Below are 25,932 nucleotides of genomic sequence, written 5' to 3' on the forward strand. Positions count from 1 at the left end.
ACGATCGCTGAGGCCGGCAGCGTGCTGGTCGGATAGTCCGTGTTCAGTGATCTCTCGGACCGCTCATGCGTGCAAAACGTCGGCTTCGCGACACTTGTGCCGGTTGTCGAGTCCCCGCCACGGGCCGGGCCGATCCCAAGTCCGTGATTGCGGGCAGGCTGTAGGCATTGGCACGAGCTTTGCGCCGAGGGCGAGAGGACGGCAGCAGCCGACAGGCCTCATATCGCGGGTCCCGCGATGGACACAACCAACGAAGGAATGCACCATGGCACTGCCGCACCGCATCTTGGAGAGCGGGTCACGAGATGGGCGGCCTGCGGCTCGGCTGATCGGCATCGACCTTGCTCGCGGCTTGGCCGTCTTCGGCATGTGTGCCGTCCATGTCGGTCCCGGCAGGGGCGACGGACTGGCCGGGCGTATGATGGAATTCCCCTTTGGGCGGTCGTCCGTCCTGTTTGCCGTATTAACGGGTTTTTCGCTCATCCTGATTGCCGGCCGCAACCCGCCGAAATCGGCGCTAGCCGGTAGACAGGCCATTGCCAAGATTGCAATTCGCGCCCTTATCCTGCTCGCCCTTGGCGAAATCCTCGCCTATGTCAACGCGCCCGTCTCGGTCATTCTGGCATACTACGGCGTCTGCTTCCTGTTGGTCCTGCCGCTATGTCGGCTCAGCGCACAGCGGCTCGGATTGCTCGCGGCGGCAACGGCATTGGTTCTCCCGCAGGTGCGTTTCCTCCTTCTCAAAATGTTTGGCTCCGGGCGCTCAGACCCCGAGGTGTTCACCCTGCTGGTCAGCGGCACCTATCCCGCCTTGACCTGGGTTCCTTTGCTGATCGCAGGCATGGCCATTGCGCGCTTTGACCTTCGCACGCGCGCAATGCATTTGCGCCTTGGTGTAGCCGGCGTCGCGCTGGCCGTGTTGGGCTTTGGAGGATCCTGGCTCGCGCTGCATTTGATGCCTGGGGTAAGCGCAGAGCTGGCCAATTTGCAAGAACTTGAGCTGGCTCCTCAGCCCTGGTGGTGGCTGGACTTGGACGATCTCACAACGAGTTGGCTATGGATTGCCTCGCCTCATAGCGAGACGACGTTTTGGATTTTTGGCAGCGCCGGTTGCGCAATGATCATCGTGGCGGCTTGCTCGCTTGCTATGGATGCGCTCCCGTTCATGCGAAAGCTGGTCTCACCAATAATCGCGGTCGGCTCGATGCCTTTGACGGCCTATCTTCTGCACATTCTGGGAATATATATGCTTGGAAGACCTCACTCACTGTCCGCGCTGTTTGGCCTCATCGTGGTTGTAAGCGCTTTCGCGGTGCTTTGGCTGCGCTTATTCCAGCGAGGACCGATGGAAGCGCTGATGGGTTCGATCGTCGATCGAGCGACGCGACGTCCGCTGAGCACCACGTCGCCCCGACTTTCGGATCGACAGTTACGCACGCCAAAGAAAGCGAACCTGACCGATGGGCCGACATAGCTGATAACTAAAATGTCGCGGCTGCTCGGTACCATCTGGGGGCAATCGCCAAATCTTGCAACCATTGCCCTGCGGGCGGCTTTGACCAAACGAATTTCGAGTATGCTGGCGCTTTTGCGCGATGTGTTTGATGCATCTCCACAAAGTCCTTAATTTCGGACCGAAGGACACCTGTCGATTTCCACGGAGGTTGTTCCAGCGAATAGGCCCGTTCCGGCGCTGGAAGCGACCTCGCATAGCGGTCAGGCGGCGCCATGCGCGCAGGTGCTTGCCAAAGCTATCGCTGTCGGTCGATCATACCGCGTCCCTGGCTTGGTAGAGCTTGCTGATTGGGCCACTGATGAACGTACATCGCATTCGCTTGCCGTCGACAGCACGCTGGTCAGGTCGCTCTCAAAGAGAGGGTAACGAGCTGACAGTGAGTTGACGCTTCGTGAGGTCATTTCGGCGAGCGACATTCTGTGTGCGCCTTTTCTTTGGTCGGCACTCGCGCAGCCTATCGTGGGTTGGAATTGACATTCGGATCATGCAGGCGTGCTGCCGGGAATGCCGTGCTCGCAGCGACTGTTGCGCATGAGGTGGCGCGCACAAGTCGACCTACGAGCCGGCCCGGCGTTCGCGCGGAGTTCCAAATCGAGACCGGGACGGTCGGCGCCTCAAGAACGGCGCCCGGTCGCCCTGCTGCCAAGCGCGACCGCGCTCGCCCGGGCTGCGCAACCTGACCAACTCCGCCCGGGCGAACGCTGAGGCACTTCCCGGACGCGCGAACGGTTAAGGTGGCGAGGCGCCCGGCACTGATCAAGGCCCCGTCGGCAGTAGCCGCGATCCACGGCTTAGGCAAGACCAGGCCTGACAGACAAAGTGGTCGCGGGCAGGATCGCGCCGCGCGGCTGGTACGGCTGCATCGCAGGCGCTGAGCTGACGGTCTCGCACGTCAGAGGTTAGGTTGCGCGTTTCGGGCCGAATAGGAACACTGTGAGGGCGGCAAGGAACGTGGCAACCGCGCTGTATGCAAACACACTGGCGACGCCGGCATTATTCACAAGCACTCCGCCGAAGATCGCGCCGGCTGCGATGGCAATTTGGAACGTTGAGGTCATCAGCACACCGGCGCTTTCGGCCTGCTCAGGAACGGCGCGCAGCACCATCCAAGTCTGTACCCCCACCGGCACCGCACCGAAGCCAAAACTCCATACAGCAACCGCAATGGCCGAGGCGAAGGCCGATGCTCCAGGCATCAGCAACGAGACAGCGGCTATCGCCATGAGCAGCGGCGGCAGCGCCGCGACTGCCTTGAGGCTGTGTTTGGCCAGGTATGCGCCGGCTAAATTGCCGAAAAATCCGCACACCCCCGAAACGAGCAACAGCAGCGAGATCGTCTCGATCCGGAGCGCGGGAATCTTCTCGAGATAAGCCCGGACATAGGTGAAGCTGGCGAAGTGCCCAGAAGCGACCAGCAGCACCACCACAAGCGCGACCTTGATGGTTGGCTTCTTGACCACATGCAGCAGGCCGCGCAATCCAGCCATTTCAACCGGCGGCAACGTCGGAAGGGTTACGAGTTGCACCAGCAATGTAACGGCATTGACGGCAGCGGCGATCATGAAGGTGGCTCGCCATCCCCAGATGTCGCCGACATAGGCGCCGATTGGAGGCGCGCAAACGATAGCGACCGAAACGCCGGTGAGGATGATTGATAGGGCGCGCGGCAGGAGGTGAGTTGGAACCAGCCGCACCGCCAGCGATGCCGAAATCGACCAGAAGCCTCCAAGCGCAATGCCGAGCACGATGCGTGCCGCCAGGAAAACCGGCGGCGACCAGGCGACACCCGCCAGAAGGTTGGACAGGATCTGAAGCAGCATCATCGCCCACAGCACGACTCTGCGGTCGAGGCGCTTTGTTATGAAGGCGATCGTCGGCGCCGAAATCGCCGCGGCAATCGCAGTCGCTGTCATCGTCTGCCCAGCCGCACCCTCTGTGATATGCAGATCATGCGCGAGCGGCGTCAGCACGCTGGGAGGCAAAAGCTCTGCCGCCACCAGCCCGAAGGTGCCCAGGCCAAGCGAAATGACCGCGCCCCATGCGGGACGAGATCGTCGATCCGGGTTTTCTGGGCCGTCCAGAAAAGTCTCTATGAAGCCTGTCGCGGATTGGGTCATGGGTAAGTTCGCCAGCTTGGGTGCAACTCAACATCGGCTGCATTGACCCGCATTCATGCCAGGAGCACGCCGTTGTCGGCGGCGTCGCACGAAGGCAATGTTCATCGCTGCCGGACATGTTGTGACAGCGCCGCGTGCAATATCAGTGCCGGTTTCTCCGGGTCGGGCGGGATCTGATCGTCGGTAGTCGTAGCATCACGCATGCTCCATGCCGACTGCGCGGGGCCAGTCTCGAACCAGCCATGCGCAACCAGCTGCCGGCAGGCACGTCTGATGACCCGCGATGGAGGCGCGCAAGCCGATCGCTTTGCCGCCGCCCGTACGCAGCAAAAAGTGGGCTCTGGCTCGAAAGCCCAAGTTCTTCCGGTGTCGGCTTCGAAGCTGACGCCTTGTGTCGGGCAATGTCGGCTCCGCTACAGGGCTTGTTGCGACAATCACTTGTTTGGCAGCAAACATTTGTTGGCGCTCAGGCTAACTCGCGAGACACTAAAGAAAAAATCCCTGTTCGTTATCGCCCAGTCTACTTGGCACGAGTCTTGAGACCCTGTCGGTGTGAGGCGGCATGAGCTGCCCATAGGCATTCATAGTGCGGGCAAGCCGCGACGATGGAAAAGGAAGGGAATCTATAATGTCAGGTCTGCGTCAGATCGCCTTTTACGGAAAAGGCGGCATCGGCAAGTCCACCACCTCCCAAAATACGCTCGCCGCCCTGGTCGACCTCGGGCAGAGAATTCTCATCGTCGGCTGCGACCCCAAAGCCGACTCCACCCGCCTGATCCTGAACTCGAAGGCTCAGGATACTGTCCTGCATCTGGCGGCACAGGAAGGTTCGGTGGAAGATCTCGAACTGCAGGACGTGCTCAAGATTGGCTACAGAGGCATCAAATGCGTGGAGTCCGGCGGCCCGGAGCCGGGTGTTGGCTGCGCGGGCCGAGGCGTCATCACATCAATCAACTTCCTCGAGGAGAACGGCGCCTATGACGATGTCGACTATGTCTCCTACGACGTGCTCGGCGACGTGGTTTGCGGCGGTTTCGCGATGCCGATCCGCGAGGGCAAGGCGCAGGAAATCTACATCGTCATGTCCGGGGAGATGATGGCGCTCTATGCCGCCAACAACATCGCCAAGGGCATCCTGAAATATGCCCATTCGGGGGGCGTGCGGCTCGGAGGCCTGATCTGCAACGAACGTCAAACCGACCGTGAGCTCGACCTTGCTGAAGCCCTGGCTTCCAGGCTCAATTCCAAGCTCATCCACTTCGTGCCGCGCGACAACATCGTTCAGCACGCCGAGCTCAGGAAGATGTCAGTTATCCAGTACGCGCCGGATTCCAAGCAGGCCGGGGAGTACCGCGCGCTGGCCGAGAAGATCCATGCCAATTCTGGCCAGGGCACCATCCCGACGCCGATCACCATGGAGGAGCTCGAGGAGATGCTGCTCGACTTCGGCATCATGAAAACCGACGAGCAGATGCTTGCCGAGCTGCAGGCCAAGGAAGCAGCCAAGACGGCCGCCCAGTAACGACCGATATCGGTCGCCTCTCGAGTTGGGGCGCCTTGCCAAGAACGGCGCCTCATCGGTGGGGCGTCATCAGACACCTTGAAAGGGGTCCCATGAGCCTGGAATACGAGAATGATGGTGCTCTCCATGCGAAGCTTATCGAGGAGGTGCTATCGCAATATCCCGACAAAGCGGCGAAGCGCCGCAAAAAACACCTGAACATCGCAAAGAGCGGGGATGAGGCTACCGGGGAAAGTGAGATCCTTTCCGAATGCGACGTCAAATCGAACATCAAGTCCATCCCCGGGGTGATGACGATCCGTGGCTGCGCCTATGCCGGCTCAAAGGGCGTGGTCTGGGGCCCAGTCAAGGATATGGTCCATATCTCGCACGGCCCCGTCGGCTGCGGCCAATATTCCTGGTCACAGCGCCGCAATTACTATGTGGGCACAACGGGCATCGATACGTTCGGGACAATGCAGTTCACCTCCGACTTCCAGGAGAAAGACATTGTCTTCGGCGGTGACAAGAAACTGGAGCAGATCATCGACGAGATCGAGGTGCTGTTTCCGCTGAACAACGGCATCACCGTGCAATCCGAATGCCCGATCGGTCTCATTGGTGATGACACCGAGGCCGTTTCTCGCAAGAAGGCCAAGGAGTACGAAAAGACCATCGTGCCGGTGCGCTGCGAGGGCTTCCGCGGCGTCTCGCAATCACTCGGCCACCACATCGCCAATGACGCGATCCGCGACTGGGTCTTCGACAAGAAGGACGTCGACTTCGAGGCCGGTACTTACGACGTCAACGTGATCGGCGACTACAATATTGGCGGCGATGCCTGGGCCTCGCGCATCTTGCTTGAGGAGATAGGATTGCGCGTGGTTGGCAACTGGTCGGGCGACGCAACACTGGCCGAGATTGAACGCGCGCCAAAGGCCAAGCTCAATCTCATCCACTGTTACCGGTCGATGAACTACATCTGCCGACATATGGAGGAAAAGTATGGCGTTGCCTGGATGGAGTATAATTTCTTCGGACCGTCCCAGATCGAAACCTCCCTGCGCAACATAGCCAAGCATTTCGGGGCGGAAATCGAGGAGAAAACCGAGAAGGTAATCGCCAAGTACAGACCGCTTGTCGACGCCGTCATCTCCAAGTACCGGCCCCGCCTCGAAGGCAATACCGTCATGCTCTACGTCGGTGGTCTGCGCCCCCGCCACGTCATCACAGCTTACGAGGACCTCGGCATGGTCATCGTCGGAACCGGCTACGAGTTCGGCCACAATGATGATTATCAGCGCACCGCTCATTACGTAAAGAACGGCACGCTGATCTACGACGACGTTACCGGCTACGAGTTGGAGAAGTTCATCGAGGGAGTTCGCCCCAACCTCGTGGGCTCCGGCATCAAGGAAAAATACCCGGTGCAGAAGATGGGCATTCCGTTCCGTCAGATGCATTCCTGGGACTATTCGGGACCTTATCACGGCTATGACGGCTTTGCCATTTTCGCACGTGACGTGGATCTTGCAATCAACAATCCGGTCTGGGATCTCTACCACGCTCCTTGGAAAGAACGCCCGCCTACTAGGCGGGCGATAGCTGCCGAATAAACGCCCAGTCCTTGGTCCGGTCTCTCCAGAGAGACCATGAACCCCGCGAGCTTGTGAGCCTCGCGGTTACCGGAAACGTCTCGACCTGTCTGAGCTGCCGGATAGCGCGGCCAGATTAAAAAGAGGAATACCAATGCCGCAGTCGGCCGACAAGATTCTCGACCACGCTCCCCTGTTCCGCGAGCCGGAATACAGGCAAATGCTCGCCGAGAAGAAGCTGAATTTCGAATGTCCGCACCCGGATCAGATCGTTACCGATCAAGGCGAATTTACCAAGACCTGGGAGTACCGCGAAAAGAACCTCGCCCGCGAAGCGCTTGTGATCAATCCCGCCAAGGCTTGCCAGCCCCTCGGCGCGGTGTTCGCGGCCGCGGGCTTCGAGCGGACCATGTCCTTCGTCCACGGCAGCCAGGGCTGCGTGGCCTATTACCGCTCGCACCTGTCACGCCATTTCAAGGAACCTGCTTCGGCGGTTTCCTCCTCGATGACCGAGGATGCGGCAGTGTTCGGCGGCCTGAAGAACCTGGTCGACGGGCTCGCCAACACATACCAACTTTACGACCCGAAGATGATCGCAGTGTCGACGACATGTATGGCCGAGGTCATAGGCGACGACCTCCACAGCTTCATCCAGAACGCCAAAGACGAAAACTCGGTCCCACGCGACTTCGACGTGCCCTTTGCCCACACGCCAGCCTTCGTCGGTAGCCATGTCGACGGCTATGACGGCATGCTCAAGGGCATTCTGGAGCACTTCTGGAAAGGCCAGCAGCGCACGGAAACCAAGGGAAGCATCAATGTCATTCCGGGCTTCGACGGTTTCTGCGTTGGCAACAACCGGGAGCTCAAACGTCTGCTCGATGTGATGGGTGTGTCCTACACCTTCATCCAGGACGCGTCTGACCAGTTCGACACGCCGTCGGACGGGGAATACCGCATGTATGACGGCGGCACGAAGATCGAAGAGGTGAGGGGGGCACTCGACGCCGAGGCAACGCTCTCGCTGCAGCACTACAACACGCGAAAAACGCTGGACTATTGTGGGCAAGTTGGGCAGGCCACGGCTTCCTTCCATTATCCGCTCGGCGTCCAGGCGACTGACGAATTGCTGATGAAGGTCTCGGCGCTTTCCGGCAAGGAAATCCCCGAGGCAATCCGGCTGGAGCGCGGCCGACTGATTGATGCCATGGCGGACAGCCAGTCCTGGCTGCACGGCAAGAAATACGCGATCTACGGCGACCCTGACTTCGTGTACGCCATGGCCCGCTTCGTCATGGAAACGGGCGGCGAGCCGACACATTGCCTCGCCACCAACGGCACCTCGACCTGGGAAGCCGAGTTGAAGGAACTGCTTGCATCCTCTCCCTTCGGCAAGGACGCTCAGGTCTGGGCGGGCAAGGACCTCTGGGCTATGCGGTCGCTGCTCTTCACCGAGCCAGTGGACCTGCTGATCGGCAATTCTTATGGCAAGTATCTGGAGCGCGACACCGGCACGCCGCTGATCCGGCTGACGTTTCCGATCTTCGACCGGCACCACCACCATCGCTTTCCGCTCATGGGCTATCAGGGCGGCTTACGCGTTCTGACCACCATCCTCGACAAGGTCTTCGACAAGCTCGATCGCGAGACGAGCCAGACGGGCGTGACGGACTATTCCTATGACCTCACCCGCTAAAAGACACGGACCGGCTTTTCGCCCAGGCGGTTTATTGCCAATTGGCTTTGGGGACTGACGTGATGAGCTCGCTCAGTGCGAAGATCCAGGACGTTTTCGACGAGCCCGCCTGTGACAAGAACCGTGGCAAGGATGCCAAGGCGCGCAAGCAGGGCTGCGCAAGGGCGCTGACGCCAGGAGCGGCAGCGGGCGGTTGCGCCTTTGACGGAGCCAAGATCGTCCTGCAGCCGATTACCGACGTTGCGCATTTGGTCCACGCGCCGCTCGCTTGCGAGGGCAATTCCTGGGATAACCGCGGTGCAGCTTCGTCCGGGCCAAGCTTGTGGCGCACCAGCTTCACGACGGACCTCACCGAACTCGAGGTGGTGATGGGGCAGGGCGAGCGGAAGCTCTTCAAGGCGATCCGCGAAATCAAGGAGGCGTATGCGCCACCGGCAGTCTTTGTCTATTCGACCTGCGTGACGGCGCTCATCGGCGACGATATCGAAGCTGTCTGCAAACGCGCCGCCGAAAAATTCGGCTTGGCCGTGGTCCCGGTCAATGCGCCGGGCCTGGCCGGTTCCAAGAATCTCGGCAACAAGCTCGCCGCTGAGGCGTTGCTCGACCATGTCATCGGCACGGCGGAACCCGATGACGCCGGGCCGCACGACATCAACATACTTGGCGAATTCAACCTCTCCGGCGAATTCTGGCTGATAAAGCCGCTCCTCGACCGGCTCGGGATCCGGATTCGCGCCTGCATCCCGGGCGACGCGCGCTATCTCGACATCGCTTCCGCGCACCGAGCTCGGGCAGCTATGGTCGTGTGCTCGACGGCCCTCATCAATCTAGCTCGCAAGATGGACGAGCGTTGGGGCATCCCTTTCTTCGAAGGCTCCTTCTACGGGATTTCGGACACTTCGGAAGCACTCCGCAAGATCGCTGAGCTGCTGGTGAGGAAGGGAGCCGATCCGGAGATCCTGGACCGCACAGAGACGCTGATCGCCGAGCAGGAGGCGATTGCATGGAAGAAGCTCGAAGCCTACCGGGCCCGCCTCCAAGGCAAGCGGGTGCTGCTGAACACGGGTGGTGTCAAGTCCTGGTCGGTCGTCCACGCGTTGGTGGAGATCGGGATCGAGATCGTCGGCACCTCGGTCAAGAAATCGACCGTCGAAGACAAGGAGCGCATCAAACTGGTCCTCAAGGACGACAAGCACACTTTCGAGCAGATGCCAGCGCGCAACCTTTACGCCATGCTCTCTGGAGGCAAAGCCGATATCATGCTGTCGGGCGGGCGCACGCAGTTCGTCGCGCTAAAGGCCAAGACGCCCTGGCTCGACATCAACCAGGAGCGACAGCACCCTTATTCCGGTTATGACGGCATGGTGGAACTCGTGCGGCAGATCGACCTCGCCATCCACAACCCGATCTGGGCCCAAGTGCGCGAGCGCGCTCCGTGGGATTGCCCACCCCATGTGAAGGACGAACTGCCGGGCACGAGCAACGACACCGAGAACCTGCACGCCGTCGGAAAATCCGCCGGCAAGCCGCCGTCGAATTGGGTGGATGTTGAGGAGATGCGATGACCCGTATCCTCCCCCAGACCAAATCAGCATCGGTCAACCCGCTGAAGTCGTCACAGCCGCTTGGTGCAGTCTTGGCCTTTCTCGGCATCGACGGCGCCGTGCCGCTGTTCCACGGCACTCAGGGCTGCACCAGCTTCGCCCTCGTGCTGCTTGTGCGGCATTTCAAGGAAACGATCCCCCTGCAGACCACCGCGATGGATGAAGTAACAACCATCCTCGGCGGGTCGGACAATCTGGAAGAGGCGATCCTCAATCTCAAGACCCGCACGAAGCCAAAGCTGATTGGGGTCTGCACGACGGCCCTGGTGGAAACCCGTGGTGAAGATTCGGCAGGCGACATCGCCGAAATCAGACTGAAACGCGCGGCAGAACTCGCGGGTACGGAGATCGTCCTGGCCAACACGCCGGATTTCGCCGGCGCCCTCGAACAGGGCTGGGCCAAAGCTGTCACCGCGATGATGGAAGGCATTACGCGACCAGGCGAACGGGCGCGCAAGAAAAAGAAGATCGCAATCCTGCCCGGTTGGAACCTCACCGTGGCTGACATCGAGCATTTGCGCGAGATGGTCGAAAGCTTTGGGCTGCAATCGGTGATTTTCCCGGACCTCTCAGGCTCGCTCGACGGTACGGTGCCAGACCACTGGGTCCCGACCACCTATGGCGGTACGAGCATCGAGGATATCCGCGAGCTCGGCACGGCTGGTCACTGCATCGCCGTCGGCGAGCATATGCGCCGCCCCGCCGAGGTCCTGTATAGGGCGACCGGCGTGCCCTACGTGCTGTTTCAGTCGCTGACTGGATTAAAGGGCGCCGATCAGCTCTTTTCCCTGCTGTCGGCTATTTCTGGCAAGCCTGTGCCGGCAAGTGTCCGCCGCCGGCGGGCGCAATTGCAGGATGCGTTGCTCGACGGACATTTCCATTTCGGAGGCAAGAAAATTGCGATCGCTGCTGAACCAGACCAACTCTATCAATTCGCAACCTTCTTCGTGGACATGGGCTCCGATATCACGGCGGCGGTCACGACGACCGATATGTCGAATATTCTGGAAAAGGTTCCGGCGGAGTCGATTCAGATCGGCGATCTCGGCGATCTGGAAGCGCTTGCGGGCGGCGCGGATCTTCTGGTCACCCATTCACATGGACGCCAGGCGTCGCAACGCCTTGGCATTCCGCTCATGCGCATCGGCTTCCCCGTCTTCGACCGGCTCGGTAGTCAGCACAAGCTCTCGATCCTCTATCAAGGAACCCGTGACCTGATCTTCGAGGTTGCCAACCTGTTCCAGGCCGAGCGGCGTGCGCCGACGCCTGAGGAGCTTGATCCATTCCGCAGGCGGCAAACGCCAGGTGAGCCCGATGCGTCGCCTCTCACTCGTCACTGACGAGGTTCACCGTCCGATGCGTGAACGACAAGCAGGCGCCTTGCGGGTGGCAATCGCTACTCAGGACGTCAAGCAACTCAATGCCCATTTCGGGTCGGCCAAGCGCTTTGTCATCTACGATATGACTCGCGAGGAGTGGGAGCTCGTGGAAGTCATCGAGTTCGACGACGTCTCCGACCAAACTGGGAAACATCGGGCCGAGAGGGATGACCGCATCACACCGAAGGTTGAAGCGCTGAAGGGCTGCCACCTCCTGTTTTGCCTGGCGATCGGCGGACCTTCGGCGGCCAAGCTTGTTTCGGCAAAAATCCATCCGATCAAGGTGCGGCAGGCTCAGAGCATCCAGGAGGTACTGTTTCGCACGCAGGTAATGCTCAGGACCTGCCCTCCACCTTGGCTGCGCAAGGTCCTGGCTGAAGCCGGCGTTGCGAAACAGAAACCGTCCTTTGAGGACGAAGACTGAAATAAGGAGGCGAAATGACCGACCCTTCGGCTACCTCTGCTATCGCCGGCGACGAGGTGGCGCTTGCCAGCCCGTTTCTCAAATGCCTCGTGCGGCTGATCCGTGCTCAGGACTCCCACGGGTCATGGGACGGCAAAGTGGACGCTGAGTTGCTGGCCGACTTCATCGTCAGCAAGGAGCAGCGCCGTACGATTCCAATCATCGGTGATCCCGATCCGGACGTGCTGTGGAGGCTCGACAAGTTCTACACTGCCGTCGCCCTTGCAATCGAGGAGCGCTGCGGCCTGATGGCATCTCCGATGATCGAAATGAGCCATGAGGGCTTCGGGCGCGTGCTTTTCACCGCCGGGCGGCTGGTCGTTCTGTCCAAGACCCTGCGTGACGTCCATCGGTTCGGCTCCGAGACGTTTTGCAAACTCGCCGCGGCCGGTACGAAACTGGTCGACGAGGCAATCGCAGCTATCGACACCTATCCCGAGGTGGCGCGTGCGTAATGGAAACGGGTTTTGAGCAAAGGGGCCATGGCAGTCCTGAGCGGCGCGAAGGCCTCTACTCCGCCGCTACGGTCCAGGCCGATGGGCACTTGAGGCAGCGACGATGAAGCCACTCGTCCTGATCTGTTCGCACGATGCCGAGTTCTATATGTTCCTCAGCCATATACTGGAGGCGGACGGCTTCGCCAGTGAGCCGGCAGGCGGCGCAAAGGAGGCACTTGCACTGGCGGACGAACGGGAATTTCAGGCCGTGGTGCTGGACTGCGGGCCAGCGAGCATAACCGGCTCCCCAATCTGCTGCCGGCTCAAACAGCACCCCCGGACCGGCGGGCTGCCCGTTATCGCCCTGATCGCGCCCGGCGCCGAGAACCAGCACCTCAGCCTCCTCAAGGCTGGCATTGACGAGAGCTTTGTGCGGCCGATCGCGCCGGCCAAGCTGCTGGACTGTCTGCGAGCGAAGCTGGCGCTGCCCCTACGGGGCGAAAATGGTCTTGAAAACGGCGGCTGGCTCTCCTGTGGCGGCCTCGAGATGAAGCTCGATGCCCACCGCGTTCGCGGCAACGGCCACGACATCCATCTCGGACCTATCGAGTTCAACGTGCTGCGGCTTTTGATCAAAGCCCCCGGGAAGGTCTTCAGCCGGGACGAACTTATCCGCGCGGCCTGGCCGCCCAACATCCATGTCGGTGCACGCACCGTCGATGTCCATATCAGCCGGATCAGAAAAGCCCTTCAGGCGGCTTCGCCCGGCAGCGTCATTCGAACCGTCAGGTCGGCCGGCTACTCGCTCGACAATCCGGACGGCTAAAAATCACCTGCCAGGTCTGGTCCCACAGCCCCTTTCCTCGCTGTGAGCCGGTTTCGCCGGTTGAACACCAAACGAATACTCGGGAAGAAGCAGGCAAATGGGTTTCAAAAGCGTACTCTGTGTGACCGGCGCTGACGGTTCCGATCAGGACGTCAGAACTGCCGCCGGCTTGTGTGCCGAAGTCGGCGCGCATCTTTCCGTACTGATCCTACCCACTCCGATGCTCATCATGTCGTATTATCCATCGATTGCAGATGGTGTCCCCGAATGGCCTGTGGGACGTGGGCTGGCCATTGACCGATTGAACGATCGTTTTCGGGAGATCGATCGATTTACACAGGACGTGGCGAGACTGGAAAGATGCTCCAAAGATCTCCAGAAGCTGCTGGGATCCATGTCGCTCTCATTTGACATCGATGCCGACTGCTGCAATCCGGCTAGCCTGGGTGAATTGGCACGACAGCGGGCGCGCTGTTCCGACCTCACCATCGTCGGACCGGGCCTTCTCAATGACGAGACTCTCGGACCTCCTGTAGTCAACGGCTGCTTGTTCGATACGGGAACGCCGGTGCTCGTTGTGCCGAAGGGGGCTGAGGCGACCCTGTGGCCACGGCGCGTCCTGGTCGGTTGGGATTCGCGTGTCGAGGCTTCCCGTGCGGTTCGCGAAGCGCTGGGTCTCCTCTGCGTTGCCGAGAACGTTCGTGTCGCCCTGGTCGATCCGAAGGCGAACTACAACGGGAACGGCTCGGAGCCTGGCGCTGACATCGCTGCCTATCTCACTCGACACGGTGTTCGGGTGTCGGTTGACGTGTTGGCAAGTGCCGGCAAATCGGTCGCCACGGTGCTTGTGCAGCACGCAATCGACACGTCTGCCGAATTGATCGTCATGGGCGCTTATGGCAGCCGTGGATTACGTGAGCGGCTCTTTGGCGGTGTGACGCGATGGACATTCGAGAAGCCGACATTGCCGCTGTTTTTGGCGCGTTGACGCGTCCGAGTTGCGACCATGCTGTTCTGCGCTCTGCTTCCCGATGACCTATTCTGATGCCGGCTGGAGAATGAACGCAACGGGGAGAACACCCTTGCAGCCATCTGCACGCGTCGCCACCCGGCATATGTTCTCCCTGCTTCAGTGCTGCTGGGATTCTGCTCACGCAGATGCACGCGCAGACCAAGTGCCGCGCAGGGCCGCTACTCGAGGCAACCAAAGCACGGCTTCTAGGTTGGCGAAGCCGAGAAAAAGAGGCGTTTCAGCGCGGCAGCCGAGTTCTGACCCGTTGCCCCCAGCCTGCACCCGCAGTGGCAGACCATGTCCTGCCACTGTTCCCTGGCTCCGGTTGTGAAGGCAATGGCGCTGCCGCAATCCACATACTGAAGGGATCGAGCCAAGATCGGACCCGACTCGTTTGGGGCGGCCGCAGGAATCTTCGCATGTCCGCGCCGACCGGCTTTCTTCGGGTGCTCGGGAAAGCCGAACCACACCCGCATTGCGGCAACAGGATGCTGCTGGCGGTTGGCATGGATCAGTGCGGCGGTGAGGGTGCTCGAGCCGCATAACTTGGCCGGCAGGCCTCGATAAGGTTCAAAAAATTCGCTGCAGTCCTCGCCGAGGCTTAGCCCGCTTGAACCGCGGCGATCCGCGATCCGCTTGCCCGCACGCTTAGTGCCGATTCATGACTGCGAAGAGATAAGCTCGGCAAAAATGGGAGCGAGGATATGCCGGCTCGCCGGCGAAAGGTGGAGCGCGTCAAGGTAGAAGACGTCTTCACCTGATCTCAGCGGGCACTTTTGCTGCCCACACAAAACTGGGACTATGGGGACGAACTGCACGGTTGGTGGCAGCAGATCGGCGAGGACTTGATTGTTGTGCCAAGACCTCTCGGCCGGCATGGTGGAGCACGGCGCATCGCCCTTCATGAAGTCCGCACGGATAAGGCAAGTCAGCACATCGGTGGGCGGTTCTGGGGCTGGTCCAACCACGGCGGTCTTAATGCCATGCGTTGCCAGTGTGGCGGTTGTCTGTTCTATGGCGGACGTGAAGTTCGCTTTGGAAGCCTCCTGTGAAGGCCAGCTTCCATCCCTTGAAAGGAAGCTGCCTCCACGCCCGGAGTAGGTGTTCCAGCGGCCTGCGAGGATCACGAGTGTGACGTTGCGATCGGCCAGCACCGATTGGAGCGCGGACCTATTGAACGCCGGGCAATCCCTTGTCAATGAACTGGCGGGAAGCACCGTCATGTTGGGGAAAGGAGCGCACCCCGCTTTTGTAATCTGTCTGACGCGCACGCCTGTGGTCCGGGCGGCCTCACTTAAAGAAGGGGCAAGATGGGCAGCCTGAGAATCCCCCCACAAAACGATCGTCGGAGCGACATTGCCGGAGCCCAGGACGCATTCGCCCGTTTTGGGAATGAGCCCGCCATGCTCGAGGCAGGAAGATGCTTCGAACCTGGCACTTTCCGCTCTAAGCGCTCGAACAGACGGGCCGCCATCCGGACCCCGACTGGGGAAGCCGGAGCTGTTGATGATCACCAAGGACAGACAGCAGACCGCAGCCGTTGCGCCGGCGGTCGGTACCAGCCACGTCCAACCTGTAGCTCTCCGGCGGAACGGGCGCTCGACAAAGCGCCATGAGAGTGCAGAAACGAGCAGCGCGGCCATCAGGACGGCGACACGTTCAGAGACGAGCAACTCGCGATTTCGATAGATGCCAGCAAAGACCAGCATCGGCCAGTGCCAGAGGTAGAGCGAGTAGGACGTCAAGCCGATGAAGCCGCCAGGTCCGATCGACAGTGCCTTTGCGACCATTGTCTCGCGATGAAAGCCAGCGGCGATGATGAGCGCGGCGCCCATGCAGGGAGCAAGCGCGTAAAGGCCGGGAAAAAGCGTATCATGATCGAGCAGGAAGAGTGAAGCAGCGATGAGCCCCAGGCCAGAGGCAGCGAGGAGTTCTGCAATCGTTTGGGTTGGCCTTATTGCCTTAGCAACAGGCAGTGCGATCAGCCCGCCCGCGAGCAGTTCCCAAGCGCGCGTCGGAAGCATGTAGAATACGAAGGGCGGATCGCTCTGGAGCCAGTGCTCGGCGGCGTAGATGGACATCACGCACAGCGCCGCGACGATGATTGCCGCCCAAGGTCTCAGCCACCTCATCATGAGTATGACCGCCAAAGGCCACAGGAAGTAAAACTGCTCCTCGACGGCCAGCGACCATGTGTGCAGGAGCGGGAGCGAGGTCGCGGCTTCAGTGAAATAGTTTGTGTTGCGGTAAAAAAAGAAGTTGCTGACGGAAATTGCGACGGCAATGGCGCTGTTGCCGAACCCAACGAACTCTCCCGGCGGCAGCACAAACCACGCTGTCGCAAAACAGGCGGCGAGCATTGCGAACAGGGCTGGGAAGATCCGTCGAACGCGACGGTGATAGAAGTCCAGTAGCGAGAATTCGCCTTGGTCTGTCCGCTCGATGATGTCGGACGTTATAAGGAAGCCGGAGATCACAAAGAATATATCGACCCCAACGAACCCGCCGCTGACCGCTGAAAAACCAGCATGATATAGGACAACCGGAACAACGGCGACGGCCCGTAGACCGTTAATATCCGCTCGGTAGTTCATGCAACTGATTCGTCCTCAGAAGGTCACGAGCAGCGTTTTTCATGTTCGTTGCTGTTCGTAAAATCGATCGTTTCGATAAGCGCATTTACGGTATGAATGCCGGCTATCAAATTCGACTAAGACGCCGACTGATCGCGACGCGAATTCAGGTTCTACCTTCAGAAAGGCGGTGGGCTTTTAAGGACGTGTCTTCCAGCCCACTTGCTGGGCGGCAAGCGCTATCACGGGCAGTGGGAGGCGTGGACCACAAGCAACATTGCCCACCTGCGAAATCGATGAGACCGTCCTGGGGCTTCAAGAAGCTGGTCTTGTCACCCCGATGACACTGCCAAGTACCATCCGCGTTCGCCTCGGCTGCGCAATCCTGACCAACTCCGCGCGGCGAAGGCAGACCGCCCGCATGATACAAAGATCCCATGAGGCGACGGGCGGCCGCTGATTTGAGTGCGCCCCTGAGGCCGGACAGCAACAACATTTCGCCACCCTGGCTTATGGCCTTGGGAGATTCTGCGATCAAGCCTCACCCCAGCTGTTAGCTGGATTCAGTTTGCGCTCGCCACAAGCGGGCGTAGGCGCCTTCACTTGTCACCAGATCAGCATGCTTTCCCTCCGCAACGACCCGCCCCTTGTCTAAGACGACTATTTTGTCGGCCCTACGGATGGTGCTCAGTCGATGAGAGATGACGACGACAGTCTTGCCGTCCCGACGCAGATCCTCAACCACCCGCAGGACAAACGCCTCGGCGACGGAGTCGAGTGATGACGTCGCTTCATCGAGGATCAGGATCTCCGGATCCCGGTACAAAGCACGAGCCAACGCTAAGCGCTGCTTCTCGCCCCCGGAGAGGCGCACGCCGTTCTCGCCGAGATTGGCCTGGAAGCCACCCGGCCAGCGCTCGATCACATCCCTCAGCCCTGTTTGAGCGCAGATTCGATGGATTTTCTCGATGTCCGGCTCGAATTCGCCAATTGCGATGTTGTCGATGAGCGAGCCCGAGAACACGTCGATCGATTGGGGCACCGCAGCGACAACCTTGCGCAGGGATACGGTCGAGAGGTCTTGGATAGAATAGGGGCCAATCCGGATGTGCCCACCCTCAAGGGGGTAGACATTCTGCAGCAGCGCCGCAAGGGTGCTCTTGCCCGAGCCACTTTCACCCACAACCGCAGTCATTCCCCCGCGGGGGAAGGTGACGCTAAGATCCTGGAAAAGGTCCAGTTGCCCGCCATAGCGGAATGTGACATTCCCCAGGTGGATGTCGCCAATGCTGCATTTGGTGGCGTCGATGCCGCCACCGCTCTCCGGCTCCAGGTCGAATATATCGTACAGGCGATCCGCCGCGATAAGAGCATCTTGGACGATGCGGTTGGTCTGGATTAGACTGGCAACCGGACGGGTGACATAGCCCAGTAAGGTATAACAGGACAGTAATTCGCCGGGCGTGACGGTTTGATCGAGGACAAGGGTCGTTCCGGACCACATCAGCACGATGGTGAATAGAATTGCAAGGAAAGTCGAGGCACTGTCTCCGAAGATCGAGATCAGGCCGGATCTGTAGACGGAGTGCAGCATCTTGATGAAGCGGGTCTCCGCCCTGAAGTTGGCGAAGCTCTCCATGCCGGAGTTCTTGATCGTGGAGACAGCTCCGAGTGACTCCACCAGTTGCGTTTCCAGTTCGGCAGCGTTCTCCATTATGGCGCGCTGTCTATCCCTGTTCAGCCGGTTGGTGATCCAATAGACCGAGAGGTACATGGGGATGGAGACCGCCACGACCAAGGCGATCTTCCACGAGTAGATGAACATCAGCCCTAACGAGAACAGTATCGTTAGCACGTCGACGAACATGTTGATCGAGACGTCGTTCAGGAAGCTCCTGATCTTCACCGCGTCGTTCATGCGGGAAATGATTTCGCCCATGCGCATGCTGTCGAAGAATTTCTGAGGCAAGGTCAGGATGTGATTGTAGTAGCCCAGGATCAGTTGTACGTCGATCTTCTGCCCCGTTTGCAGGACGAGCCGGTTTCTGAGGAGATCGACCAGGATCTGCACAACCAAGATCAGCAGCATGGCGACGCTCATCAGGTTGAGCAGATTGCGGTTGCCCCCTGTAATCACATGGTCGACGATCTTCTGAACGTAAATGGCCGTCGAGAGGCCAAGGATCGTCGTCACCAGCGCCCCGACGAGAGCCTGCGCCATTGCCGCCCTGTGTGGTGCGAGCAGACGCGCGAAACGGGCTAGGGGCGAGGTGGACTCGTCGCGGCGCTTGAAGGTGTCTGCCGGAACCAGGAGCACCAGGGCTCCAGTCCATTGCTTTTTGAATTCCTCGTGCGCCAGCTTGCGGACTTCACCATAGGCTGGGTCCATGACGGTGACCCACATCGGGTCGACCGCCTGGATTACAACGAAGTGGTGCAGGACCTCCTTGACGATCACGTGCGCGATGGCGGGCTTGGGGATCTTGTATAGGCTGTCGAAGCCGCCCTTCACCCCCTTGGCAACAAAGCCCAGCTTCCGAGCCGCTTCCATGAGGCCCAGCACCGTGGTGCCGGAGCGGCCGGTCGAGGCATACTGGCGAATGCGCGACAATGGCAGCTTGTGGCCATAGAAGGCCGCGACAGAAGCAAGGCTGGCGGCCCCGCAATCGGTGATGTCGCGCTGCTTGAACTTGATGGCTTTGCTCGACATGGCGGCTCGCTTACTGTTTGGAAAATGAAGGATCAGTGGCCCGCCAGGAGCGGATTGAGCCAATCGTCGACCTCACTGTAGAGGAGTTGCAGGAGAGTGCGGTCGCCCAGGATGAAGCGGGCCCGCACGGTCATGCCTTTCTTCAGGTGACCGGTGACCCCATGCTTGAGGGCGAGATGGCGGCGCGAGAGCGCGCAGCGGACCTTGAAGACCGGGCTCCCGTCGTGGAGAATGAAGTCCTGCGCCACGTCAAGCACTGTCGCGTCAATGATGCCCGATTGATTGTAGTTGAAGCCATCGACCTGCAGACGCACCGGCTGACCGGGGCGCACAAAGCCGATGTCGCTCGGGGAAACGTAGATCTCCGCCACCAGTTCGGCGTCCGGCGAAACCCAAGCGACCGTTTGCCCGGCCTGGACATAGCTGCCTGGGCTGAGAGCTGTGAACTGCTGGAGAGCGCCCGACACAGGGGCTCGAATGCGGGTCAGATCCCGTTCGTTCTCGAGCTGATGCAAGGTGGCCGTAAGTTCATTGAGGCGCAGCCTAGTATCGAAGAGCTGCTGGCTCCATTCGGCGGCCTTGCGGCCGGCGAGGATCTCGCCCTGAACCTCAATTGTCTGGAGGGCGAGAGCCTTATCCTCAACAGCCTTTGCAGGCGCTACAGCGGCGGAGAGCAGTCGCTTAGCACGGTCGAGTTCCGCGGCGGCATTATCGCGGGCGTTTTGGTTCTCGCGCAGCAGGTTGAGGAAATGCGCGCCCTCGGCCGTGGCGGACTCGGTCAAGAGGAGGATCGGGTCTTTGGACGTGCCGGAAGAGATCAGGGTTTCGAGGTCACGGGCAAGATCGCTCTGCGCGCGAATATCGCCTGTAAGCGCCCTGAGCTTTTCCTCAACGACCTTATCATCGAGGGTGAGGATCTCCTGCCCGCGGGCAACCAGATCATTCTCAGTGGCAAGGATGCCGGAGATGCGTCCCGAGAGCGGCGCCACTAGGGGCGTCTTTTCGATGGTGGGACGAATGCTGCCGGCACTTTGGACAGACACCGGTATGGTGATGAGTGGCAGCGACAGCAATGCCCCAACCACACAGAGCACAAGTACCTTGTAGATGGCCAAAGATCGCCCTGATCGCCGAGCAAGGATGCTCTCTGCAGTGCAGTTGGCCCGTTCAGACGAAAGAGGAATCAATGAGCTATCGTCAGTATGAAGCATAGCTTTTGGCGGCAATTATGTTCAATCCGCGTATCCATGGTTGATAAGCAACTCACCTATACTCGCAGCTACAAAAGCTAATAGCGTAACAGCTCCCAAAATCCAAAAGAACCCTCCCGAAATTGAAGATGCTTCTTCAGGGCTCAATTCGGTCACAGCATAAGCCGACAGGTCCGTCTTCATTGTTTCTCCTTCCTTGAAGCTAAAATAGGATGCGGAATCAGTGATTCCGCTCGGCGGCTTTCGCGACGTGTGCCGCCGCACAACGAGAACATCAAGGATCGTGCCAACTCGCAGAAATCTCAGAACGGCGCTTACGCATTTTAGATTTACCGGCTTACTTGAGAGCGCGGCGGAACGCCGGGCCGAACATCACCGTGTCGCGAACTCGACAAACCCGACAGCAGTTCCGTCAACATGCTGTTTGAGCTGAACCTGCGATGTGTTCTGCCGAGAACCTCCGAAGTCGATCTCGCGGCAGGGCTGTTTGTCAGCTGGGCCAATGAAAATGCGGTGTCTAAGCCGGACCCCGAGGTGTTTTCATGCGGGCTTCGTAAACGCCATCATCAAACCGTTTGTTGGAATCTCAGGGCAGACAATCGGACCCGACGATCACAGGCCGCGGCGCTCGCCCACTGCCAGTCAGACTTGGCCCATATTCTGATGGCCGTCAAAACAGTCGCCTTCATCCGGCGAACCCATTCTTGCACAGGAAGATTTCTGTGAGGATACCGAAAGCTCATTGGAGCGGGTTCGGAATAGCCACGATTGCGAAGCAGGAATTCCAGCGGCGGAGCCTGTGGGCAACGGCTCCTCTTTTGTGAACCACTTCAGGCATTGAGTAAAGAACACTGGTACATTTCGGACAGGTGGTCGAATGGCAATCATCAGAACCTCACCTGGTCCGCCGATCAGGGTGAAGAACCTGGATGGAGCGCTGCACTCAGCCTAACCCGAGTGGGCGATCGGCAATATGCCTGACCAGCGAATTGATGCTTTCGTTGCCCGGAAGGACCGCTCTCCTCGGTTCTTGCTCTCTCAGTTGAACTTGATGCTAGCCTGCACGAACACGCCATAGCGCTCTACCTCCCACTTCTCGACCTGCGGGGAAAAACCGACCTTTTCGAAATGAGCGGTGCCGTTAGCCGCCACGCCCCAGTAGCGGGAGCCGACCCCGATGTTGAACAAATCCGCGACCTCGTACTTCAACACCGCCTCGATCTGGACACCATGCCCATCGCCGTCCTCGGGGATTTGCCCGATGAAAGAGCGCATATGGTGCTGATCTTCGCCGTCGAGCCGCGTGAACAGGAGCGCCACCTCAGCAGAAAGGCTGAGGTGCCCGGTGAGTTGCATCTGGCCGGCCAGGCCGAGTCGCAGCGAATGCCAATCGCCGCGCGATCGACCGAGACAGTTATCTAGGCCCCCCTTTTTGCCGTCGCGGCCTGCTGGTGGGCGCGAACAGAGGTGCTGTCGATCATCTGGATGTCACCGTCGCGCGCGGCGGTGATGGCATCCATCAGCCGGTCCCACACGTCCGCCTTCCGCCATCGCGAAGCGGTTGTAGCAGGTGGTTCGTGGTTCGTGGGCCGTACCGGCAACGCCCAACATCCCGCCTAAAAGCAATCGGCGCTGGAAGCGTGCTTCAGCAAACGGCTCTACCGTGATCGCGATCTGATCGAGCGCTTCTTCTCCAGGCTGAAACACTTCCGCCGCGTCGCCACCCGCTACGACAAGCTCGCCAACAACTTCCTCGCTATGGTCCAGCTCGCCTCAATGCGCCTGTCGCTGCGCGCTTATGAGTCTACGGCCTAAGATACTGTTCGCCCATCTGTCGGTAGCCATTTAGCTCTTATGGTTCAGAATTCTATCTGCAAATATACCCATAATTACCAGTCCAGCAATTCCAAAAATGGCGAAGACAAGAGGTAACACCCATCCCCCCGAAACTGAGGATGCTTCTTCAGGAGTCAGTTCTGTAACATCATAAGCTGGCATATCCATAAGGGCTCTTTCCTGGCTGGTTGTTCCAATGATAACATTCTGGCAGCTCTAGCTGACAGCAGGGTGAAAGCTTCCCGATATTTTTCGCCGCAGCGGTTCAGCGTAGGGTCGCTATAGTGGCCTCGCATCATTGTGAAGACTGTTTACTGGAGGCGTAAGCTGGTAGAATCGCGTCCCCTGCACATCGTCTTAATGATGCTTCAGATATCTTTCCAGTGCTGCTAAAGCCAGCCCTAACGCACCAATTGCGCCAAATCCTGCCACCGCTCCCCAGAACCACCATCCTCCGGACGTTGCACATGCTTCTTCGCGCGTTAACTCGGTCACACCACAGGCTTGAATATTGGTCTTCATCTTTTCTCCTTTCCTAGAGCTTGAATATCAGGGGTGAAACAATAGCTTCACCGTAGCAGCGTGTGCCGCTGTACAACGAGATCATCAAAGGTCGTGCCAACTGACAGAAAACCCCAAACAGCGTTTATGCATGTTCTTTGACGGCTTAGTTGCGAACGCGGCCGAACATCACCATGTAGCGAATTCGACAAACCCGACAAACCCTACAACAGCCTACCAAAGGTTCGTTCTGATCGTCTGGAGAGGATGCTCTCTTCCGTACATGTGATTGTTCTCCGTAGAGAACAGGCAGATCAGTCAACGATGCTGCGGCCGGCAGACCGGCGGTCGTCCTTTCATAGACGCCAGAGAGAATGAATCCGTGATGCCGGTCGGCGGCGTGTGGTGCCATGCAAAGAGACGTCAGAGGCATCCCAATCCCACGGGGGGTCTTAGAACCCTGTCAGCAGATTTAACGGCTGCATGGAATGCGCGCACATCACGGCAAAGCATCGCGGATGGCGGACCCGACAACAGGAAACCTACAAGCAGCACTAAGTCCGTCGCGTTGGGTTGGCGATGAGGTCAGGGCCCTTATGTCGGACAGCGGCCGGACGGCCTAAGCATGAGGTGTCCACTGGGGCGTAGTTGCCTGCCGTTACGAACTCGACCGATCGGCCGCTTGGGCCTTGCCCGGCGTACGGTTACCCCTCACTGTCCAATATCGGTCAATTTCCTTGTGGCACGCTAGATGCAGGGGTCCTTCCGAACACATCAAGGATGCGTCCTATGATCAGGCCCACGGAAGAATGCTATCGCCGTATTCGAGACCGCGCCCTCGCGGATCCCCAAGCTGCTCAAACCTCGACGGGAGGGAGCGACTGCGCCCGATTAAAACACGGGATAAGCTTGGAAAGCACCTCGCTGACCGAGACGCGATCATTCGAAGCGGGGAGCGGGCCGTCGATCGCGCCGCCCCACACCTCGCCGACATGAGTGTCAATCTCCCCACTATGCTGGGATCCATGGGCTTCACAGCTGACCACACGAAAGCTTCTAGCAACTCCAGCGGCACGGAGGAGAATGCCCGTGTGGAGCGTAAACCAAGTGGCCGATATTCGCCGCGATCGTCGCCTGATTGGGAAACACCTACACGAACAGAACGAGTAGAGCTCTCTTGCATTGGAGTGGGTGCCGGGCCGTCCAATTTGAGCCTTGCGTGTCAGATACACGAGCAAATGGGGCAAGGGGCCCTGTTCCTGGATCGGCAAGTCGATTTCCGCTGGCACCCAGGTAGCGCATTCGATTCCTCGGAGCTCCAGGTCAGCCACTTCAAGGATCTGGTCACGCTCGTAAATCCGCGATCAGCCTACACTTTCATAAACTACCTGCACGAGAACGGGCGTCTTTACCATTTCCTGAATGCACAGTTCGAGGCCGTGCTCAGAGCTGAGTTCGAGCAATATCTGAGCTGGGCCTTCCAAAGGAACCCGCTTGTTCGCGGCGGCCAGACAGTGCGCGAAATCCGCTTTGACGGCGAGTTTCGGGTGCGCACGGATAACGCGGCTCTCGGCGCCAGAAACGTCGTGATCGGCATTGGCAAGCAGGCAAAAGTTCCGCCTCAGTTTAAGGGGTGGACTGGACGCAATCTGTTCCACTCATCTGAATTACTGCACATCCAGCCTGAGGTGCACAAAAAGCGTGTCTGTGTGGTCGGCGGGGGACAGTCGGGAGCCGAGGTGCTGTTGCATCTCGTCGGTCGGCCGGAAGAAGGGCGGCCTACCTCAATCACTTGGGCCTCGCAACGCGAAAACTACCTGCCCCTCGACGACAGCCCGTTCACAAACGAGTTGTTCATGCCCTGCTTTTCGGATCGTTTTGCGGCTATGAGCGAGTCACACCGCAGGCTGTTCCTGCGGCGTTTTATGCTTGCTTCGGACGGCATTTCGGAAAGCACGTTGCGCGCTGTTTATCGGGCGCTGTACCGCCACGCATTTCTTGAGCCAAACCGATGTGCAATCGCACTGCGGCCGGGCTGCACGGTCTTGCACTGCACCAATACCGGCGCGGCTCACAGGCTGACCCTGCGGCACGGCATGGACGAGTTCGAAGAAGTCACGGCTGACATCGTCATCCTGGCCACCGGTTACGAGAACGCGGTGCCAGCCTTCCTGGAACCGCTGGCGGACCGGCTTGAAAAGATCGACAATGAACTGGCCATTGGCGACGATTTTTCGGTGAGCTGGGACGGACCGTGTGACAGACGCATCTTCGTACAGAACGCGAGCCTCGGGCAGCGCGGGCTGGCTGATCCGAATCTAAGCCTACTGGCCTGGCGAGCGCGTCGCATCCTCGACAGCCTTCTGGGGCGCGCGCCGCGCGCCGACTCAGAGCATCCCGGCTTCATCAGCCCTACCTCCGTCGACAGCTGGTTCGACCCCGTTGCAGAAATGGGCGGCGGGATATGACCCGCCGACTACGGATTATCAGCGGTGGCATCCAAGGAACGATGTCGTCCTTCGCCGTAGCGAAAGCCGGAGCCTTCTCCGAAATCATCGCAACTGAACCAGCTGGACTCAGCGGCCCATCTCATGACTCCGCGAGCGAGCATTTCGCCTTCGGCCGCAAAGACCCTAGCAGGTCGCTCACTCGAAACTGCGCAGTGGCATTGGTGGCCATTCCTGGGTCGACGATCAGCGAAGGGTACCAGCCCGTAGCAGTGGGCGTCGTGGCTCATCGGTGGAGCTCATGTCGCGGATGTTCCGGCCCTGATCGCACAGCCCCAATGGGACCGTGTCGCAGAAGTTTGTGTGGGGCACGGCTTGTGCTGGATCAGACCGCACGAAAGGTCGCCTACCAAGCAGCCGCATCATCAATAGCATGGTCGGCCGTGTACCCTTCAGACTACCGCCCCGCAGACGTTTACAAGCCTCGACGATCTCTCCAGTGAGGAGG

At 59.6% G+C, this 25,932-nt stretch carries 18 protein-coding genes and 2 pseudogenes; 12 read left to right on the top strand and 8 right to left on the bottom strand.

All coding sequences use genetic code 11. The features are described 5' to 3' along the window. The first annotated feature begins 265 nt into the window (after positions 1–265). Positions 266–1,474: a DUF418 domain-containing protein gene (locus A4R29_RS04675; protein ID WP_082827309.1), complete on the top strand. Its 1,209-nt coding sequence runs from the start codon at positions 266–268 to the stop codon at positions 1,472–1,474. A gap of 941 nt (positions 1,475–2,415) precedes the next feature. Here the strand turns inward: A4R29_RS04675 and A4R29_RS04680 are convergent. Continuing rightward, a complete protein-coding gene (locus A4R29_RS04680) occupies positions 2,416–3,633 on the bottom strand; it encodes an MFS transporter (protein WP_063171296.1) in 1,218 nt (405 codons plus the stop codon). Between the two features lie 628 nt (positions 3,634–4,261). Between A4R29_RS04680 and nifH the strand changes: the two genes are divergently transcribed. The 9 genes from nifH (at position 4,262) to A4R29_RS04725 (ending at position 14,122) form a co-directional block, all read left to right on the top strand. Further along, positions 4,262–5,155 carry a nitrogenase iron protein gene (gene nifH / locus A4R29_RS04685; RefSeq protein WP_027162766.1) on the top strand — a complete coding sequence of 298 codons (894 nt, stop codon included), beginning with the start codon at positions 4,262–4,264 and terminating at the stop codon, positions 5,153–5,155. Between the two features lie 92 nt (positions 5,156–5,247). Beyond that, positions 5,248–6,750 carry a nitrogenase molybdenum-iron protein alpha chain gene (gene nifD / locus A4R29_RS04690; protein ID WP_063171297.1) on the top strand — a complete coding sequence of 501 codons (1,503 nt, stop codon included), beginning with the start codon at positions 5,248–5,250 and terminating at the stop codon, positions 6,748–6,750. Between the two features lie 133 nt (positions 6,751–6,883). Further along, complete coding sequence (gene nifK, locus A4R29_RS04695; RefSeq protein ID WP_063171298.1) at positions 6,884–8,425, top strand: nitrogenase molybdenum-iron protein subunit beta; 1,542 nt, start codon at positions 6,884–6,886, stop codon at positions 8,423–8,425. Positions 8,426–8,487: 62 nt separating this feature from the next. Continuing rightward, positions 8,488–9,990, top strand: coding sequence for a nitrogenase iron-molybdenum cofactor biosynthesis protein NifE (nifE, locus tag A4R29_RS04700; protein ID WP_063171299.1), 1,503 nt, complete (start codon positions 8,488–8,490; stop codon positions 9,988–9,990). Next, on the top strand, positions 9,987–11,369 hold the full coding sequence (nifN, locus tag A4R29_RS04705) for a nitrogenase iron-molybdenum cofactor biosynthesis protein NifN (RefSeq protein ID WP_063171300.1): 1,383 nt from the start codon (positions 9,987–9,989) through the stop codon (positions 11,367–11,369). The genes nifE and nifN overlap by 4 nt, the downstream gene beginning before the upstream one ends. Beyond that, positions 11,335–11,832, top strand: a complete 498-nt coding sequence (nifX, locus tag A4R29_RS04710; RefSeq protein WP_063171301.1) for a nitrogen fixation protein NifX — start codon at positions 11,335–11,337, stop codon at positions 11,830–11,832. The genes nifN and nifX overlap by 35 nt, the downstream gene beginning before the upstream one ends. Positions 11,833–11,846: 14 nt before the next feature. Beyond that, the gene (locus tag A4R29_RS04715) at positions 11,847–12,326 is read left to right on the top strand and encodes a NifX-associated nitrogen fixation protein (protein WP_063171302.1); all 480 of its coding nucleotides are present in this window, start codon (positions 11,847–11,849) and stop codon (positions 12,324–12,326) included. Between the two features lie 103 nt (positions 12,327–12,429). Continuing rightward, on the top strand, positions 12,430–13,134 hold the full coding sequence (locus A4R29_RS04720; protein ID WP_063171303.1) for a response regulator transcription factor: 705 nt from the start codon (positions 12,430–12,432) through the stop codon (positions 13,132–13,134). Positions 13,135–13,231: 97 nt separating this feature from the next. Next, on the top strand, positions 13,232–14,122 hold the full coding sequence (locus tag A4R29_RS04725) for a universal stress protein (protein ID WP_063171304.1): 891 nt from the start codon (positions 13,232–13,234) through the stop codon (positions 14,120–14,122). Positions 14,123–14,805: 683 nt separating this feature from the next. Here the strand turns inward: A4R29_RS04725 and A4R29_RS04735 are convergent. The 6 genes and pseudogenes from A4R29_RS04735 to A4R29_RS33985 all read right to left on the bottom strand — a co-directional run. Beyond that, complete coding sequence (locus A4R29_RS04735) at positions 14,806–16,740, bottom strand: acyltransferase family protein (protein WP_063171306.1); 1,935 nt, start codon at positions 16,738–16,740, stop codon at positions 14,806–14,808. A 532-nt stretch (positions 16,741–17,272) separates the two neighbouring features. Then, positions 17,273–19,429 (bottom strand): peptidase domain-containing ABC transporter, encoded by a 2,157-nt coding sequence (locus tag A4R29_RS04740; protein ID WP_063171307.1) that lies wholly within the window; start codon positions 19,427–19,429, stop codon positions 17,273–17,275. Between the two features lie 32 nt (positions 19,430–19,461). Continuing rightward, complete coding sequence (locus tag A4R29_RS04745) at positions 19,462–20,544, bottom strand: HlyD family secretion protein (RefSeq protein WP_063171308.1); 1,083 nt, start codon at positions 20,542–20,544, stop codon at positions 19,462–19,464. Between the two features lie 117 nt (positions 20,545–20,661). Beyond that, positions 20,662–20,823: a hypothetical protein gene (locus A4R29_RS34455; protein ID WP_161491068.1), complete on the bottom strand. Its 162-nt coding sequence runs from the start codon at positions 20,821–20,823 to the stop codon at positions 20,662–20,664. A gap of 855 nt (positions 20,824–21,678) precedes the next feature. Next, positions 21,679–21,996 carry a hypothetical protein gene (locus A4R29_RS34580; RefSeq protein ID WP_167355160.1) on the bottom strand — a complete coding sequence of 106 codons (318 nt, stop codon included), beginning with the start codon at positions 21,994–21,996 and terminating at the stop codon, positions 21,679–21,681. Positions 21,997–22,032: 36 nt separating this feature from the next. Next, positions 22,033–22,221, bottom strand: a pseudogene (locus A4R29_RS33985) (IS5/IS1182 family transposase); the annotation flags it as partial. Positions 22,222–22,237: 16 nt separating this feature from the next. Between A4R29_RS33985 and A4R29_RS32670 the strand changes: the two are divergent. Further along, positions 22,238–22,455 (top strand): annotated as a pseudogene (locus A4R29_RS32670) (transposase); the annotation flags it as partial. Between the two features lie 378 nt (positions 22,456–22,833). Here the strand turns inward: A4R29_RS32670 and A4R29_RS34460 are convergent. Then, positions 22,834–22,998, bottom strand: coding sequence for a hypothetical protein (locus A4R29_RS34460; RefSeq protein WP_156949319.1), 165 nt, complete (start codon positions 22,996–22,998; stop codon positions 22,834–22,836). 1,004 nt (positions 22,999–24,002) lie between these two features. Between A4R29_RS34460 and A4R29_RS04760 the strand changes: the two genes are divergently transcribed. Next, positions 24,003–25,445: a lysine N(6)-hydroxylase/L-ornithine N(5)-oxygenase family protein gene (locus tag A4R29_RS04760; protein WP_082827533.1), complete on the top strand. Its 1,443-nt coding sequence runs from the start codon at positions 24,003–24,005 to the stop codon at positions 25,443–25,445. The last annotated feature ends 487 nt before the right edge of the window (positions 25,446–25,932 follow it).

The sequence above is a fragment of the Mesorhizobium ciceri biovar biserrulae genome (assembly GCF_001618845.1).
GTDB lineage: Bacteria > Pseudomonadota > Alphaproteobacteria > Rhizobiales > Rhizobiaceae > Mesorhizobium > Mesorhizobium ciceri.